General features: G+C 70.8%; 13 protein-coding genes. 11 read left to right on the plus strand and 2 right to left on the minus strand.

All coding sequences use genetic code 11. The features are described 5' to 3' along the window. Nucleotides 1-31 precede the first annotated feature (31 nt). Together Q343_RS0103805 and Q343_RS0103810 are read left to right on the plus strand one after the other, a co-directional pair. A complete protein-coding gene (locus Q343_RS0103805; RefSeq protein ID WP_029252261.1) occupies nt 32-379 on the plus strand; it encodes a hypothetical protein in 348 nt (115 codons plus the stop codon). Nucleotides 380-407: 28 nt separating this feature from the next. Beyond that, the gene (locus tag Q343_RS0103810) at nt 408-890 is read left to right on the plus strand and encodes a DUF456 domain-containing protein (protein ID WP_029252262.1); all 483 of its coding nucleotides are present in this window, start codon (nt 408-410) and stop codon (nt 888-890) included. 18 nt (nt 891-908) lie between these two features. On the opposite strand, the gene Q343_RS14440 is transcribed toward Q343_RS0103810, so the two are convergent. After that, entirely contained in the window at nt 909-2,516 is a 1,608-nt protein-coding gene (locus tag Q343_RS14440; protein ID WP_052366829.1) for a DUF389 domain-containing protein, read from the minus strand. Between the two features lie 126 nt (nt 2,517-2,642). Between Q343_RS14440 and pcrA the strand changes: the two genes are divergently transcribed. Further along, complete coding sequence (gene pcrA, locus Q343_RS0103820; protein ID WP_029252264.1) at nt 2,643-5,174, plus strand: DNA helicase PcrA; 2,532 nt, start codon at nt 2,643-2,645, stop codon at nt 5,172-5,174. A gap of 148 nt (nt 5,175-5,322) precedes the next feature. Then, nucleotides 5,323-7,233, plus strand: coding sequence for an acyltransferase family protein (locus Q343_RS0103825; RefSeq protein ID WP_052366830.1), 1,911 nt, complete (start codon nt 5,323-5,325; stop codon nt 7,231-7,233). A 25-nt stretch (nt 7,234-7,258) separates the two neighbouring features. Here Q343_RS0103825 and Q343_RS0103830 read toward each other — a convergent pair whose 3' ends face one another. Further along, nucleotides 7,259-8,623, minus strand: coding sequence for a chloride channel protein (locus Q343_RS0103830; protein ID WP_162175459.1), 1,365 nt, complete (start codon nt 8,621-8,623; stop codon nt 7,259-7,261). Between the two features lie 203 nt (nt 8,624-8,826). Between Q343_RS0103830 and sucC the strand changes: the two genes are divergently transcribed. The 7 genes from sucC (at nt 8,827) to purN (ending at nt 16,330) form a co-directional block, all read left to right on the plus strand. Further along, a complete protein-coding gene (gene sucC / locus Q343_RS0103835) occupies nt 8,827-9,993 on the plus strand; it encodes an ADP-forming succinate--CoA ligase subunit beta (RefSeq protein WP_029252267.1) in 1,167 nt (388 codons plus the stop codon). A gap of 32 nt (nt 9,994-10,025) precedes the next feature. Further along, nucleotides 10,026-10,901 (plus strand): succinate--CoA ligase subunit alpha, encoded by an 876-nt coding sequence (gene sucD / locus Q343_RS0103840; RefSeq protein WP_029252268.1) that lies wholly within the window; start codon nt 10,026-10,028, stop codon nt 10,899-10,901. Between the two features lie 297 nt (nt 10,902-11,198). Then, entirely contained in the window at nt 11,199-12,485 is a 1,287-nt protein-coding gene (locus Q343_RS0103845) for an extracellular solute-binding protein (RefSeq protein WP_029252269.1), read from the plus strand. 59 nt (nt 12,486-12,544) lie between these two features. After that, on the plus strand, nt 12,545-13,507 hold the full coding sequence (locus tag Q343_RS0103850; protein ID WP_029252270.1) for a carbohydrate ABC transporter permease: 963 nt from the start codon (nt 12,545-12,547) through the stop codon (nt 13,505-13,507). Beyond that, nucleotides 13,504-14,418, plus strand: coding sequence for a carbohydrate ABC transporter permease (locus Q343_RS0103855; protein WP_081829590.1), 915 nt, complete (start codon nt 13,504-13,506; stop codon nt 14,416-14,418). The genes Q343_RS0103850 and Q343_RS0103855 overlap by 4 nt, the downstream gene beginning before the upstream one ends. A gap of 51 nt (nt 14,419-14,469) precedes the next feature. Then, nucleotides 14,470-15,690: a cell division protein PerM gene (locus tag Q343_RS0103860; RefSeq protein ID WP_155990618.1), complete on the plus strand. Its 1,221-nt coding sequence runs from the start codon at nt 14,470-14,472 to the stop codon at nt 15,688-15,690. A 4-nt stretch (nt 15,691-15,694) separates the two neighbouring features. Next, nucleotides 15,695-16,330: a phosphoribosylglycinamide formyltransferase gene (gene purN / locus Q343_RS0103865; RefSeq protein WP_029252273.1), complete on the plus strand. Its 636-nt coding sequence runs from the start codon at nt 15,695-15,697 to the stop codon at nt 16,328-16,330. Nucleotides 16,331-16,363 lie beyond the last annotated feature (33 nt).

Consider the following 16,363-nt stretch of genomic DNA (forward strand, 5'->3'; position numbering starts at 1 on the left):
GACACCGGCGTCAGCAAACTAGGATCGGGCCATGGAATTCCTCTACAACGTGTTCACCGTCCTGCACTTCGTCGGGTGGGCGCTCGTCCTCGGCGGCTACGTCGCGAGCCTGCGCACCCCTGGCCTGTACAAGGGTGTCTTCCACGGTGCGGCGACGGCTCTGGTCGCGGGCATCGTCATGGTCGGCCTCGCCGAGATGGGCGACTTCCTCTCGTACGACCTGAACATGACGAAGATCGGCATCAAGCTGGGCATCGCCCTCGTGATCGCGGTCCTGGCGTTCGTCGGCAAGCGACAGGGCGACAAGATCGCCCCGGCGCTGAAGCACTCGATCGGCGCGCTGGTCCTCGTCAACATCGTCGTCGCCGTCTTCGTCTGATGCCGAGCACCCGGCGGGGGTCGGCGGCGTGAGCCCGTGGGGCGAGGTCCTCGTCGGCCTCGTGATCCTCGCCGGCCTCGTCGGCACGATCATCCAGATCATCCCGGGGTCGTTCCTGGTCCTCGGCGCGGTCCTGGTCTGGGCGATCGTCACCGGCGGGCAGGTCGCCTGGACGGTCTTCGCGATCTCGGCCGTCGTCGTCCTGATCGCCGCCGTCGTGAAGTTCGTGGTCGCCGGCAAGTACATGGTGAGCAAGGACATCCCGTCCTCGACGATGTGGTGGGGAGGAGCGGCCGGCGTCGTGGGATTCTTCGTGATCCCCGTGGTCGGTCTGCTCATCGGGTTCGTCGCCGGGGTGTGGGTGGCCGAGCTGGTACGGCGCAAGGACGGCCGGGCGGCCTGGGAGGCCACGGTCGTCGCGCTCAAGGCGACCGGGATCTCGATCCTCGTCGAGCTCGCCGCCGGTCTGATCGCGACCACGGCGTGGATCGTGGGCCTCGTCCAGACGTGACGCCCGGCGTCGGCCGCGCTATCCCGCGTCGACGTGCGTGACCACCGTCGGTGTCACCGAGATCGTCACGCCGACGGAACGTCCGAGGGAAGTGGTCAACGAGCTCTGCAGGTCGTCGGGGTCCGGGGCGTCGTCGGACCCGACGAGGTCGACCTCGACGACGTCGTCCGCGACAGAGACGTCGACGAGCGCCAGGTCCGTGTCGGCGTCGTCGAGCCAGTCGTCCACCACGTCCTCCGACCTGCTCTGGTCCGCCGACTGGGCGATCAGGCCCTCGGTGGTCAGGAGCAGGGGGACGAACACGACGAGCGCCAGGGTGACGAACGGTGCGAGGGTCAGCGCGATCTTCTGGACGTGCTTGCGATCGGGCCTGAAGCTGGCGAAGCCGCCGAACGCGAAGACGAGCGAGGCCGCCAGCACGATCGCGACGAAGTTGGTCAGGAAGAGCAGGAACGCCCCCCAGGCCTCGTCCATCAGCCCGGCCTGGGCCGTGATCCCGACCACGGCCAGCGGGGGGACCAGCGCGACGGCGATCGCGACCCCGCCGATCGAGGAGCCGACGCGCCGATCGAGGGTCGCGTAGGCGCCGGCGGCACCCGCGGCGAGCGCGATCAGGAGGTCGAGCAGGGTCGGGTTGACGCGTGAGGTGATCTGCGAGTTCGTGTCGAACGCGGCCACGGCGGGGGCCCAGGCGGAGATCGCCGCGCTCGTCGCGATCGCGGCGGCCGCACCCCCGACGATGAAGAGCGTCGAGCTGACGGCGCGGCGGGCCCACCCGTTGACGAGGGCGCCCGCGAGACCGAGGATCGGCACCATCAGCGGGGCGACGAGCATCGCGCCGATCACGACGGCGGTCGAGTCCTGCAGCACCGCGAACGTCGCGATGCAGACGCTGAGGATCAGCATCACCCACCAGCCCACGACCTTGGCCGTCCGGTCCGGCGGTTCGGCGTAGAGCGACTCGACGAGCTCTGCTCGCCGGTCCTCGCCGACCTCGACCTCCTTGACCCAGGCCCAGAGGATCTCGGTGGGGCTCGGGTTGGCGAGCGGGGCGAACCCGGAGCCGGCCCGGTGGCGGATGCCGTAGGCCAGCACCACGACACCGATCAGGGCGGTCGCCGTGGCTCCGGCGAGGATCAGGCCCTCGGACGCGATCGACGGGTTGACCACGAAGATGGTGCCGAAAGCCGTCGACATCGCCCCGCCGGCGAGCTGGCCCACTCGTTCGCGCGGACTGCCCAGCCCGGACACGAGGCCGATGACCCCGTGGAAGAACAGGTAGACGCCGAACCCGGTCACGACGAGGTTCAGCGCGCCCTGGGTGCTGACGAGGAAGAAGAGGGAGACGACGAGCGATCCCACGCCGCGCAGTCCGAGCAGGACCCGGCGCGGAATGCTCCGCCGGATCCTGCGGCCCTTGGTGCGGGCGACGGACGCCCAGAGGTCGAGGCAGCCGGAGGCCGCGATCGCCACGCCGACGAGGGCCGAGATGACGCTGACGCTGATCGACGGCAGGAGCACGACGACGAGTCCGACGGCGATCATCGCCGCGCCCTTGATCGTGACCGGGTCGAACCGCTCGCGCACGCCGTCGACGAGGCCGACGACGCGTTCGTGGGTCCTCAACCGTGCCTCCTCGCCGTTGCTGCCGGTCCGTGCGGCGACCGGGTGCTCGGAAATCTACCGTCGCGGGGTGTGCCGCGCCCGGAGAGGGGCGGCGACGTCGGTGGATTCACCTACCCTGGGAGGGCTATGACATCGCTCTTCGAGAACCTTCCGCTCCCCGGCCTCGACGACCTGGCACGCCTGCCTGCGCTCCAGCGCGACGACGTCCCGGACGCGGAGGTGCCCGACGGGTACGACGAGGCCTACGCGGGTGCCGACCAGGGCGGCCCGTACCGCGGACCCTTCGACCACCTCGACCCCGAGGCGCTCGTGGACGGCCTCAACCCGCAGCAGCGGGAGGCTGTCGAGCACGGCGGGAGCCCGTTGCTGATCGTCGCGGGCGCCGGGTCGGGCAAGACCCGGGTGCTGACCCACCGGATCGCGTACCTCCTGGCGACGCGGCGCGCGCGGGTCGGGGAGATCCTCGCGATCACGTTCACGAACAAGGCCGCGGCGGAGATGCGCGAGCGGGTCGGCGACCTCGTCGGCCCGGCCGCGAAGAACATGTGGGTCTCGACGTTCCACTCCGCGTGCGTCCGGATCCTGCGCAAGGAGGCGAAGACGGTCGGGCTGCGTCCGAGCTTCTCGATCTACGACGCCGCAGACGCCCAGCGGCTCATCACCCTCGTCTCCCGCGAGCAGGACCTGGACGTCAAGAAGTTCCCGGCCCGGTCCCTCTCGAACCGCATCTCGGACCTCAAGAACGAGCTCGTGGGACCGGCCGAGTACGCGGGCCGCGAGGACGCGGACCCGGTGCTGCGCGACGTCTACACGCGGTACCAGGAGCGTCTGGTCCAGGCGCACGCGGTCGACTTCGACGACATCATCATGTCGACCGTGCGGCTCCTGCAGGAGCATCCGGCGGTCGCCGAGCACTACCGGCGCCGGTTCCGGCACATCCTCGTCGACGAGTACCAGGACACGAACCACGCGCAGTACATCCTGGTCCGGGAGCTGACCGGCCGTGCGCCGGCGCCGGGGGAGCCCGTCGCGCTCGAGCCGGCCGAGCTCACCGTCGTCGGGGACGCCGACCAGTCGATCTACGCGTTCCGCGGCGCGACCATCCGCAACATCCTCGAGTTCGAGGAGGACTACCCGAACGCACGCACGATCCTGCTGGAGCAGAACTACCGCTCCACGCAGACGATCCTCAGCGCGGCGAACGCCGTCATCTCGCGCAACCCCGACCGTCGCCCCAAGAAGCTGTGGACCGACGCGGGGGACGGCGCCAAGATCACGGGCTACGTCGCGGACGACGAGCATCACGAGGCGCGCTTCGTCGCCCAGGAGATCGACACGCTGGGCGACGACCACGGGGTGCGACCCGGCGACGTCGCGATCTTCTACCGCACCAACGCCCAGTCCCGGGCGCTCGAGGAGGTCCTGATCCGGGTCGGCCTCCCGTACAAGGTCGTCGGTGGCACCCGGTTCTACGAGCGGCGCGAGATCAAGGACGCGGTCGCGTACCTGCGCGCGATCGCCAACCCGGACGACGACGTGAACGTCCGTCGCGTCGTCAACGTGCCCAAGCGCGGACTGGGCGACCGGGCGGAGGCGACCGTCGCGGCGTTCGCCGACGCCGAGCGCATCTCCTTCGGGGCGGCGGTCGAGCGCTGCGAGGAGATCCCCGGGATCACGGCCCGCACCCTCAACCCCCTGCGGAAGTTCCGCGACCTGATGCGAGAGTTCGCCCGGCTCGCGGAGTCCGGTGCCACCCCCGCAGAGATCCTCGGGGACGTGCTCGACCGGACGGGCTACCTCGCCCAGCTGCGGGGGTCGGAGGATCCCCAGGACGGCAGCCGCGTGGAGAACCTCGCCGAGCTGCACGCCGTGGCCACCGAGTTCTCCGAGGCCGACCCCGAGGGGGACCTCGCAGACTTCCTGGAGCGCGTCTCGCTCGTCGCCGACGCCGACCAGATCCCGTCCGCGGACGACGCGGGGCACGAGGGTACGCCGACGGTCGACCCCGGCGTCGTGACCCTGATGACCCTGCACACGGCCAAGGGCCTGGAGTTCCCGGTCGTGTTCCTCACCGGCATGGAGGACGGCGGGTTCCCGCACATGCGCTCGTTGCACGACGACGCCGAGCTCAGCGAGGAGCGTCGGCTCGCCTACGTCGGCCTCACCCGGGCCCGCGAGCGTCTGTACATCTCCCGCGCGGCCGTGCGGTCCGCGTGGGGCACCCCCAACGAGTTCCCGCCGAGCCGGTTCCTCGACGACATCCCCGACGAGCTCTGGGACTGGCGGCGTGCCGAGTCGGCGACGCAGACCTTGCGGGGTGCCGGGGGGTTCGTCGGTGGCGGACGTGGTGGCTGGGGAGCGGGGTCGCGGGGTGCAGGATCCGGGCAGCGCTCGTCGGGCTCGAGCGGGTACTCGCAGTCGGAGATCGACCAGATCGCGCGGCAGCGCGCCGCCCAGGCGGGGCCGCGCAAGGAGCCGCACGCCGACGGTGCGATCCCGTCGCTCTCGATCGGCGACCGGGTCACGCACGACGCCTACGGGCTCGGCACGGTGGTCGGCGTCGAGGGGTCTGGGGCGAACGCGGTCGCCAAGATCGACTTCGGCGCCGACGGCACCAAGCGGCTCCTGCTGCGCTACTCGCCGGTGACGCTGCTCTAGCGTCGCCGGGGTCAGGTTTCGACGAAAGCCGCACGGGCGTCGTCGTGTCGTCGCCGGTGCCCGCGGTCCACGCCCTAGCGTGAGGTCTGAACCTGGGGAGTCCGGGAGTCCGGGAGTCCGGGTCCGACGAGCGCACCGGAGGTGTGCAGTGTCCGCACCGACGCAAGCCCGCCCGACCTCCGGCGTGCGCGCCGACGGCCCGCGTCGCGACGGGCCTGCCCGGGGGCGGATCCGCGGACTCGACGGCCTGCGCGCCTTCGCCGTCGTGGCCGTCGTCGGCTATCACGTCACGCCCGCGGCCCTTCCGGGCGGGTTCCTCGGCGTCGACATGTTCTTCGTGGTCAGCGGATTCCTCATCACCGCGCTGCTCCTGCGGGACCTGCGGCGGGACGGGCGTCTGGACCTCCTCCGCTTCTGGCGTCGCCGCGCCCGCCGCCTGCTGCCGGCCCTCACGCTCGTCGTCGTCGTGTCCGTGCTCGCGGCCCGCGTCGTCGAGCCGGACTTCCTCGTCGGGATCCGCCGTCAGGTCTTCGGCGCGGCGACGTTCACGAGCAACTGGGTGGAGATCGCCGCGGGGTCTAGCTACTTCGACCAGAGCGCCCCCGTCCTCTTCCAGACCTTCTGGTCGCTCGCGATCGAGGAGCAGTTCTATCTCCTCTGGCCCGTCGTGCTGGCCGCCCTGGTGGCGCTCGTGCCGACCATGCGCGCGCGGGCCGCGGTCGCCCTCGTCGGGGCCGCGCTCTCGGCCCTGCTGATGGCCGCGCTGGTGGTCCCCGGCGGCGACCCGACCCGCGTCTACTACGGCACCGACACGCACGTCTTCGGCCTGCTCCTCGGCTGCGCGGCGGCGTTCTGGTGGGTCACGCACCCGCGACTCCTCGACGGCGGCGGTCTGCCCGGGACCGTGGGGCGGCACCTGCGGACGTGGGCGCCCGTCGTCGCGGCCCTCGGGCTCGCGGTCCTCGTCCTGACCCTGCACAGCGGCGCGACGTTCACCTACCGGGGCGGCATCGTCCTCGGGTCCCTCTGCGCGGTGGTGCTCGTCGCCGCCTGCGCGGACGCGACCGCTGCCGGCGAGACCCCGTTCGTCCGCCTGCTCGACGCCCGCGGGCTGCGGTGGGTGGGTGAGCGGTCGTACGGGCTCTACCTCTGGCACTGGCCCGTGATCCTGCTCGTGGACGACCTCGTCGGTGCCCAGCCGGGGACCGTCGTCTGGTGGCGGGGCACGGCAGTCGCGCTGGGACTCACGGTGGCGCTCGCGGCCGCGTCCTACCGGTGGGTCGAGACCCCGGTGCGTCGCGACGGGTTCCGTGCGACCTGGCTGCGCCTGCGCGGCAGCCTCGGACGTCGCGGCGACTCCGTCACCCCTGCGCTGCTCGCCCGGCGGACGACGGCGGGTGTCGCCGCCACGTTGCTGGTCGCGTCGGGCGTCGTGATCGCGACGGCGCCGGCCGTCTCCGAGGCGCAGCTCGCGGTCGAGCGCGGTGCGGCGGCCGTGGCCGCGGCCGCCGACGTCGAGGCCGACCCGCCGGTGTCGGACGAGCTCCTCGTCGACGGTGTCGTCGACGGCACCCAGGTCTCCGCGTTCGGCGACTCCGTGCTCTCCGGGGCGGCCCCGGCCGTCCTCGAGCGCTTCCCCGGGATCGCGATCGACGCCGAACCGATCCGCAAGTGGCTCGACGCTCCGGCGCTCCTCCGCGAGGCGGCCGACGCCGGCGAGCTCCGGGACGTCGTCGTGCTCAACTTCGGGACCAACGGAGGGTTCCAGTTCGACGGGTCGACGGAGGCGCTCGACGAGTCCCTGGCGACGATCGGACCGGACCGGACGGTCGTCCTGGTCAACTCCGTCGGGGTGAGCTACTGGGTCCCCGAGGCCAACGACGCGCTCGCCGCCCTGGCCGAGTCACGCCCCAACGTGGTGGTGGCCGACTGGAACGCTGCGGTGCGTGCCGAGCCAGGGCTGCTGCACGCAGACAGGACGCACCCGAACCTGGAGGGGATCGACGTCTACGCAGACGTGCTCGACGACGCGATCCGCGGGCTCGCGAGCGACGGCTGACCAGGTCTGCGGCAGGCCTGCGCGCTCAGCTCTCGCGCGTGCCCGTCCGTCGGAGCGACGGGTCGTCGTCGACGCCCGGGAGGTCGGGACGCACGCCGGCCCGACGACGGTCCAGCCACACCTTGAGCATCACCCCGATCACCGCGCCGAGAATCGCGGTCACGGTGACGGCGGGCCCGGCGCTCGCCGTCAGGAGCACGGCCAGCATCGTCGACGTCAGCGGCATGCCGAGCGTCGCCGCCGCTCCGGCCGCGATCCCGCAGGCCACCAGGCCGGGCAGGGTCGCGCCGGGGACGAAGGACCCGAGGGCGCCGACGGCCATGCCGAGGTAGACCGCAGGAAAGATCGACCCGCCCCGGAACCCCGTCCCGAGGCTGATCGCGTAGCCCGCGGCCTTGGCGACCGCGATCACCACGAGGGCGAGCGCACTCGCGTCCGTCAGTGCGGCCATCGTGCTCTGACCCGAGAACAGGACGGTGTCGACGTCCTCGCCCGAGATCGCGCGAGCGACGACGGCGATCGCGGCGATCAGGAGGCCGCCGCCCAGGATCACGGGCAGGGGGTGACGGTCGGCCAGCGGGCGGAGGCTCTCTGCCGAGCGCGTCGCGACGATCACGAGTGCGCCTGCGGCCAGCGCGACCACGGCGCCGACGGCCAGGTCGGTCGGATCGACGGTGCCGTACGTGCCGAGGTCGCCGGCGTCCAGGGGGTGCGAGCTCATCCCGGGCCAGTCCGCGATCCCCACGTGCACCAGGTATCCGGTGCCGAGCGCGACCAGGACCGGGAGCAGCTGGGTCAGCGGCTGCGGAGACTTGCTGCCGGGCATCAGCAGGGCGGCCTCGAGGATCAGGAAGACGGTCACCAGCGGGTTGCCCATGACGACCCCGAGCGCGGCGGCGGCACCCGCGATCACGAGGATCTTCGCGCGGTCGGACCGCGCACGTGCCACGGCGACGAACCCGATGCTCGTGCCGATCGCCAGCAGCGGGGCCTCCGGCCCGACGACGGCGCCGCACACGAGCGTCGCGAAGGCGGCGAGGAGCGTGGACGGGAGCTGGCGCGGCGTGATGTCGAACGCGAGCCCGCCGAGCGGGTGGTGCCCGCCGTGCCCGTGCAGGTGCTTGGCGCCCCATACCGCGACCGCGCCGGTGCCCAGGACGAGAAAGACCCACCAGGCCGGGACCACGTCGGCGCCCCAGGACGAGGGGAGCGTGTCCCAGAGCAGCGCCTCCGTCTCGTGCACGAGAGAGGAGTACACCGTCGCGCCGACCGCCGAGAGGGCTCCGACGAGCGCCGCCAGGCCGAGGACCACCCATGTCTCGCGGGCCCGCACCGCCGGAGGGGCGGAGGGGTCTGCAGGGCCTTGGCGTCGTCCGTCAGAGGTGCTCACGGGCACGAGTGAAGCACGTCGGTACACCGGCGGCGCGTCGGCCCGGGCCCTCTGTGGCGCCCAACTGTGGCCGACAGAACACGGCAACCGTCCTCCCGGGGTTCGGCCGGGCCGGTCTGCGGGATACCCTGTACGAAGGTCTCTCGACGTCGAGAGACATTATGAAGCCGGCAAGGGCTAGTCAACCGGAAGGACGCAGCAGGGTGGACCTGTTCGAATACCAGGCGCGCGACATCTTCGAGAAGCACGGCGTGCCCGTGCTGGGGGGCGTGGTTGCGACCACCCCCGAGGAAGCTCGTGCAGGCGCAGAGAAGCTCGGCGGCGGGACCGTGGTCGTCAAGGCCCAGGTCAAGGTCGGCGGGCGTGGCAAGGCGGGCGGCGTGAAGCTCGCCCACTCCGTGGACGAGGCGCAGGAGAAGGCGTCGGAGATCCTCGGGATGGACATCAAGGGCCACACGGTCCACCGGGTGATGATCGCCCAGGGCGCGAAGATCGCCGAGGAGTACTACTTCTCGGTCCTCCTCGACCGGGCGAACCGCACCTACCTCGCGATGGCGAGCGTCGAGGGCGGTGTCGAGATCGAGCAGCTGGCGGTCGAGCGCCCCGAGGCACTCGCACGCGTCGCCGTCGACCCGATCGTCGGTATCGACGCGGCGAAGGCCACGGAGATCGTCGAGGCCGCCGGGTTCGCGGCGGACGTCAAGGACCAGGTCGCCGAGACGATCCAGAAGCTCTGGACCGTGTACTCGGAGGAGGACGCGACCCTCGTCGAGGTCAACCCGCTGGTCAAGACGGAGGACGGCCGGATCGTCGCGCTCGACGGCAAGGTCACGCTCGACGAGAACGCGGGCTTCCGCCACGCCGAGCACGCCGAGCTGGAGGACGCCTCGGCGACCGACCCGCTCGAGGCGAAGGCCAAGGAGAACGACCTCAACTACGTCAAGCTCGACGGTGAGGTCGGCATCATCGGCAACGGCGCGGGTCTCGTCATGAGCACCCTCGACGTCGTCGCCTACGCGGGCGAGGCCCACGGCGGCGTGAAGCCGGCGAACTTCCTCGACATCGGCGGTGGCGCCTCGGCCGCGGTGATGGCCGCAGGTCTCGACGTCATCCTCGGCGACGAGCAGGTCAAGAGCGTGTTCGTCAACGTCTTCGGCGGGATCACCGCGTGCGACGCCGTGGCGAACGGCATCGTGCAGGCGCTCGAGATCCTCGGCGACGAGGCCAACAAGCCGCTCGTCGTGCGCCTCGACGGCAACAACGTCGAGGAGGGTCGCCGCATCCTCGCGGAGGCGAACCACCCCCTCGTCACGCTCGCCGAGACCATGGACGGTGGCGCCGACGCCGCTGCCGCCGCCGCGAACGCCTGAGACCGGCCCGAGACGAGAGAGAACTAAGAGACATGGCAATCTTCATCAACGAGGACTCCAAGGTCATCGTTCAGGGCATGACCGGGTCCGAGGGGCAGAAGCACACCACGCGGATGCTGGCCTCGGGCACGAACGTGGTCGGCGGCGTGAACCCGCGCAAGGCCGGCACGTCGGTGACGTTCGAGCAGGGTGACGTCCCGGTGTTCGGGTCGGTGGCCGACGCCATCGCCACGACGGGCGCCAACGTGTCCGTGATCTTCGTGCCGCCGGCCTTCACCAAGGCCGCGGTCGTCGAGGCGATCGAGGCCGGCATGCCGCTGGTCGTCATCATCACCGAGGGTGTCCCGGTCGCGGACTCCGCGGAGTTCTTCGCCCTGGCCCAGGCCAAGGGCGTGCGCCTGGTCGGGCCGAACTGCCCGGGCATCATCAGCCCCGGGAAGTCGAACGTCGGCATCATCCCGGCCGACATCACCGGCCCCGGGAAGATCGGGCTCGTCTCGAAGTCCGGGACGCTGACCTACCAGATGATGTACGAGCTGAAGGACTTCGGCTTCTCGACCGCCGTCGGTATCGGTGGCGACCCCGTCATCGGGACGACGCACATCGACGCGCTCGCAGCGTTCGAGGCCGACCCCGACACCGAGGCGATCGTCATGATCGGCGAGATCGGCGGCGACGCCGAGGAGCGCGCCGCGGCCTACATCAAGGAGAACGTGACGAAGCCGGTCGTCGGCTACGTCGCCGGGTTCACCGCCCCCGAGGGCAAGACGATGGGCCACGCCGGCGCGATCGTCTCCGGCTCCTCGGGTACGGCGCAGGCTAAGAAGGAGGCCCTCGAGGCCGCCGGGGTCAAGGTCGGCAAGACGCCGTCCGCGACGGCCGAGCTCATGCGCGAGATCCTCTCCTGACGCAACACTGACCGGCGTAGCCGGACTCACGACGGCGCCCGTCCCCCGTATAGGGGGCGGGCGCCGTCGTGCGTCTGCGCCAGGATCCCGCGCTGAGGCTACCGGTCGGCATGTGTCCTGTTTCACTGAGGTTGCGGTCAGGTAACGTTTCGCAGGAGTCTTTAGCAAACAGTCCTACCTATGGCACTCTGGGTACGCGCCGACAGTGATCTGCACCACGTTCTGTCGGCGAGGTCGCGTCGTCAGGCGCGCCGTCCGGTCCTCGCCCGGACGCCACTGTGCTTGAAGGGGAACAACGTGAAGCTCACCCGTACCGCCCGCCTGGGCGCACTGGCCGCGTCGGCCGCCCTGGTCCTCACCGCATGCAGCAGCAGCGACGACGGTGACGCCGCCGCCGACGGCGGTGGCGAGACCGGAGACCTCAAGGTCTGGTTCATGGACGGCTCGGTGCCGGACGAGGCGCAGGATTGGCTCGTCGACGAGTTCGAGGCACAGAACGAGGGCTCGACCCTGACGATCGAGATCCAGCAGTGGGACGGCATCGTGGAGAAGATCCAGACCGCGATGGCCTCGGAGTCGCAGACCCCGGACATCGTCGAGGTCGGCAACACGCAGTCGCCCACCTACACCGCGGTCGGCGCGTTCACCGACGTCACGGACAAGGTCGACGCGTGGGGTGGTGACGACCTGATCCAGTCCTTCATCGACGTCGGCTCCGTCGACGACAAGGTCTACACCGTCCCGTTCTACGCCGGGTCGCGGATCTTCTACTACAACACGGAGACGTTCGAGAAGGCCGGCGTGGAGCCGCCGACGTCGCTCGACGACTTCACCGAGGTCGTCTCGACGCTCACCGAGGCGAACCCGGACGACGTCGAGGACTTCAAGGGCGCGTACATCGCCGGTGTCGACCAGCACACCCTCGAGGCATGGCTCTACACCCACGGCGGGCAGTACGCGGTCCAGGAGGGCGACCAGTGGGTCGGCAACCTCTCGAGCGCCGAGTCCATGGAGGCGATCGACCAGGTCGCCGAGCTCTACGAGGCCGGTGTGCTCGGTGCCGAGGACTCCGTCGACGCCGCCCAGGAGCCGTGGAACGACTTCAACGAGGGTCGTGTCGCGATGTTCTCGGGCCTGACCTGGTCGTTCCCGAACATCGCCGAGGACCTGCGTGAGAACGACAAGGTCGGCGTCTTCGCCGTCCCGGGCCTCGAGGACGGCTCGCTCGGCAAGACCTTCGCCGGCGGGTCGAACCTCGGAATCGCCGCCAAGAGCCAGAACAAGGACCTCGCCGCGAGCGTCATGGACCTGCTGTACTCCGACGACTTCCAGATCATGATGGCCCAGAACGGCTGGGTCCCGGGCAACACGACGTTCGCCGACGCCCAGGGCACGGCCGACAACGCAGCCCTGCTGGCCGAGGTCGCCGCCAACTCGCAGCTGACCCCGCCGGCCCAGTACTGGGCCCTGGTCGAGGGCGAGAACCTCGACAAGGACTTCTGGAAGGCAATCGCGCGGGGCGACGACCCCGCTGAGGTCGTCGAGAGCACGGACGCCCGCATGGAAGAGCTGCTGAACAAGTAGTCCCGCACCGGCAGGCGGGGGCGAGAGCCCCCGCCTGCCGCCTCGTACTGGAGGTACCCGTGGCAGCTCCCGTCACCGACCCCGCCACCGAGAAGCGGTCCGCCCCGCCCGAGCCCCGGCGGCAGCGGTCCACGTCACCGTTGCCGTACCTGCTCCTGCTCGGTGCAGCGGTCGCGGTCCTTCTCGCTCTCGGCTACCCGCTCGTCCGCCAGGTCGTCCTCGCGTTCCAGGACTACGGGCTCGAGCAGCAGTTCGGCGCCCCGGCCGAGTTCATCGGCTTCGAGAACTTCGCGACCGTGCTCAGCGACCCCTACACGTGGGAGGTCTTCGCGCGGTCGATCGTGTTCTGCCTGGTCACGGCCGGCGTCACGATCGTCATCGGGGTGTTCTTCGCCGTCGTGATGATGAGGATGTCCACCTGGGCCAGGATCTTCATCCAGACGATCCTGCTCCTGGTCTGGTCGATCCCCATCGTCTCGTCGCTGACCGTCTGGCAGCTGCTCTTCGACACCCGGTTCGGTGTCGTCAACTGGACGCTCGAGCGCATCCTGCCGCCCTGGCCGGACGACTACAACTGGCTCGGTCAGGCGACCGGCATGCTCACGATCGCCTCGATCATCATCATCTGGATGTCGGTGCCCCTCGTCGCGTTCATGGCGTACTCCGGACTGAGCCAGGTCCCCGAGGAGGTGCAGGAGGCCGCCGAGCTCGACGGTGCGGGCATCTGGACCCGCTTCTTCCGGATCACCGTCCCGATGATCGCCCCGGTGCTGTTCCTCATCGGCCTGCTGCAGATCATCTGGGACCTGCGCGTGTTCACCCAGATCAAGATCCTGCAGGACGCCGGCGCACCGCTGGACGAGACGGACGTGCTCGGCACGTACATCTTCCGGCTCGGGATCGGGCAGGGCGAGTTCGGCATGGCGTCGGCGACCGCGATGATCGTGCTCGTGCTCACCGTGCTCGTGACCCTCCCGTACGTGCACCAGCTGTTCAAGAGCGACAAGGAGATGTCGGCATGACCACGACGACGCACGTGCCCGCCGGGAAGTCCGACACCGCGCAGGAGCACATCACCCCGGGGGCGCATCAACGACACCGGCGCCCGCGCGGCCGCCGCGCGCGCAACGCGGCCGACGTGTTCGCGGTCGTCGTCGGGCTCTTCTGGTTCTTCCCGATCTACTGGATGATCAGCTCGGCACTGCTGCCGAACTCGGAGTTCCGGTCCTCGACCCCGACCTTCGTCAACACGAGCCCGACGTTCGAGCACTTCACCGGGGTGCTGCAGGACGACCGGTTCTGGTCGGCGATGACGGTGTCGATGCAGGTCACGGTCATCGCCGTGATCGTGGCGGTGTCGTTGGCGTTCCTCTCCGCGGTGGCGATCTCGCGCTTCCGCTTCCGGGGGCGCAAGGCGATCATCGCCTGCATCCTGGTGATCCAGATGATCCCCGCCGAGGCCCTGTTCATCTCCCAGTACAAGATGCTCGACGGCTGGAACCTGCTCAACAGCGTCGTCGGACTCTCGATCCTCTACATCGGGATCATCGTGCCGTTCAACATCTGGATCCTGAAGGGTTTCGTCGACGGCGTCCCCGAGGAGCTCGAGCAGGCGGCGATGATCGACGGCTGCACCCGGTTCGCAGCCTTCTTCCGGATCACCCTGCCCCTGCTCGGTCCGGGTCTCGTGACGGGCGCGATCTTCGCCACCATCACGGCGTGGAACGAGTACACCCTGGCGCTCGTCGTCATGAGCGACGGCAACCAGACGCTCCCGCTGTGGCTGCAGTACTTCAGCGGCGCCAACCAGGCGACCAACTGGGGCGGGATCATGGCCGGCTCGCTGCTGATCGCGCTGCCGGTGATCATCCTGTTCATGACCGTGCAGACCAAGATGGCGGCGGGACTCACGAACGGGGCCGTGAAGGGATAGGTCTCGGCGCGCCGGTCGAGGTGCTGGTCTCCTGTCGGCGACGATGGGGGTGTGAGTCAGGCACGGAGCACAGGTAGAGCAGGAACACGCACCGTCAGCGGCGACGCGACGGCAGCGGGGAGTCCGACCGTCCGCTACGCGGTGTCCGGGGTCGTCGCGTCGCTCCAGGCGCTCGTCCTCTCCCTGACCGTCGTCGTCCTCCCCGCCGTCGTGGCCTACATGGCGGCGGGGGAGACCGCGGTCGGTTCGACCTCCACGGCGTTCACCGTGGGGGTCGCCGCATGGCTGCTGGGTCACGGGATGCCGATCGGGACGGCCGGGGCGACGCTGACGCTGGTGCCGCTCGGCGTGACCGCGCTCGCCCTGTTCTGCTGCTATGTCTCGGCCCGTCGCTCCGCGCACACGAGCGTGACCGCCTGGGTGTTCGCGACGCTGACCTACACCGCCGGGACGTTCGCGATCGCCCTGCTGGCCCGGACCTCGGCCGGATGGGGGGTCTTCGTCGTCCTCGCGGGCGGGCTGCTGGTCGGCGGAGTCGGGGCGGGGCTCGGGATCCTGGCCCGTCCTGACGCCCCGGGGGTCCGCGGGCTCGTCCGCCCGTGGCTCGGACGCCTGCCGCGCGGTGTGCAGCACGGCCTGACCGGCGGCGTCGTCGCCACCGGGATGCTCCTCGGACTCTCGGGCATCCTCGTCGTCGGCTGGGCCGTCGCCGGGAGGGCGGACAGCTCGGACATCATCGCCGGTCTCGCACCCGGCACGGTCGGCGGCATCATCCTCGCGTTCTCCCAGCTCGCCGTCGTCCCGAACCTCGTCCTCTACGCCTCGGCCTGGCTCGCGGGTCCCGGGTTCTCGATCGGCTCGGCGACGTTCGCGCCCGGGTCGGAGCAGCTCGGCCCGTTGCCGGCCGTCCCGCTCCTCGGAGGGCTTCCCGGCTCGTTCGCCGCGTCGCCGGTGGCGGCGTGGGCCCCGCTCCTCGTGGTCGCGTGCGGCGTGCCGGCAGGCCTGGCCGTCTGGCGGCGTCTCTTCGACGGCATCGTCCCGTCGATCACCACGATGGTCGTCGCGGTGGCCTCGACGGCGGTCACCGGCGGGCTGATCGTCGGCGTGCTCGTCCTCCTCGCCTCCGGGGCCGTCGGCCCGGGGTCGATGGCGGAGGTCGGCGCCGACGGGCTGCTCGTCGCCGGCTTCGTCGCCGCCGAGATCCTGATCGGGGCCGCGCTGACCGTCGCGGCCCGTGCCTGGTGGGAGCGCCGCACCGATATGGAATCCTGACCCCGTGCACACTCCTTCAGGCCACACCGTCGACGCCGCAGCCACGACCCGACTCGTCGTCCTCGTCTCCGGGGGCGGCAGCAACCTCGCCGCACTGCTGGCACGGCACGACGACCCTGCCTACGGGGCGCGCGTCGTCGGCGTCGTCACCGACCGGCCGGACGCGGGCGCCCTCGACCTCGCGCAGGAGGCCGGGGTGCCGACCGCCGTCGTCGTCCCCGGCGACTTCGAGGACCGTCCTGCGTGGAACCGGGGCGTCGCCGAGGCGATCGCCGTGTTCAGCCCGGACCTCGTGGTGCTCGCCGGGTTCATGCGAATCCTCTCGCCCGTCGTCGTCGACAGGTTCTCGATCGTCAACACCCATCCCGCGCTGCTGCCGTCGTTCCCCGGGGCGCACGGGGTCCGCGACGCGCTCGCCTACGGCGTGAAGGTCACGGGGTGCACGGTCCACGTGGTCGACGCCGGCGTCGACACGGGGCCGATCCTCGCCCAGGCCGCCGTCCCGGTCCTCGACGACGACGACGAGTCCACGCTGCACGAGCGGATCAAGGTGGCGGAGCGCTCCCTCCTCGTCGAGACCGTCGGCCGCGCGGCCCGTGAGGGGCTGGCGGTCGAGGACGGTCGCGCGCGGATCGGCTAGTCCGGCCGCCGCCGGTCGCGTCGTCGTCCCACG

Source organism: Paraoerskovia marina DSM 21750 (genome assembly GCF_000701465.1).
GTDB lineage: Bacteria > Actinomycetota > Actinomycetes > Actinomycetales > Cellulomonadaceae > Paraoerskovia > Paraoerskovia marina.

Bases quoted from the DNA above. Each gene is read 5' to 3' on its own strand.
- Q343_RS0103805 (WP_029252261.1), top strand. From the start codon at position 32: ATGGAATTCCTCTACAACGTGTTCACCGTCCTGCACTTCGTCGGGTGG.
- pcrA (WP_029252264.1), top strand. From the start codon at position 2,643: ATGACATCGCTCTTCGAGAACCTTCCGCTCCCCGGCCTCGACGACCTG.
- sucD (WP_029252268.1), top strand. From the start codon at position 10,026: ATGGCAATCTTCATCAACGAGGACTCCAAGGTCATCGTTCAGGGCATG.
- Q343_RS0103855 (WP_081829590.1), top strand. From the start codon at position 13,504: ATGACCACGACGACGCACGTGCCCGCCGGGAAGTCCGACACCGCGCAG.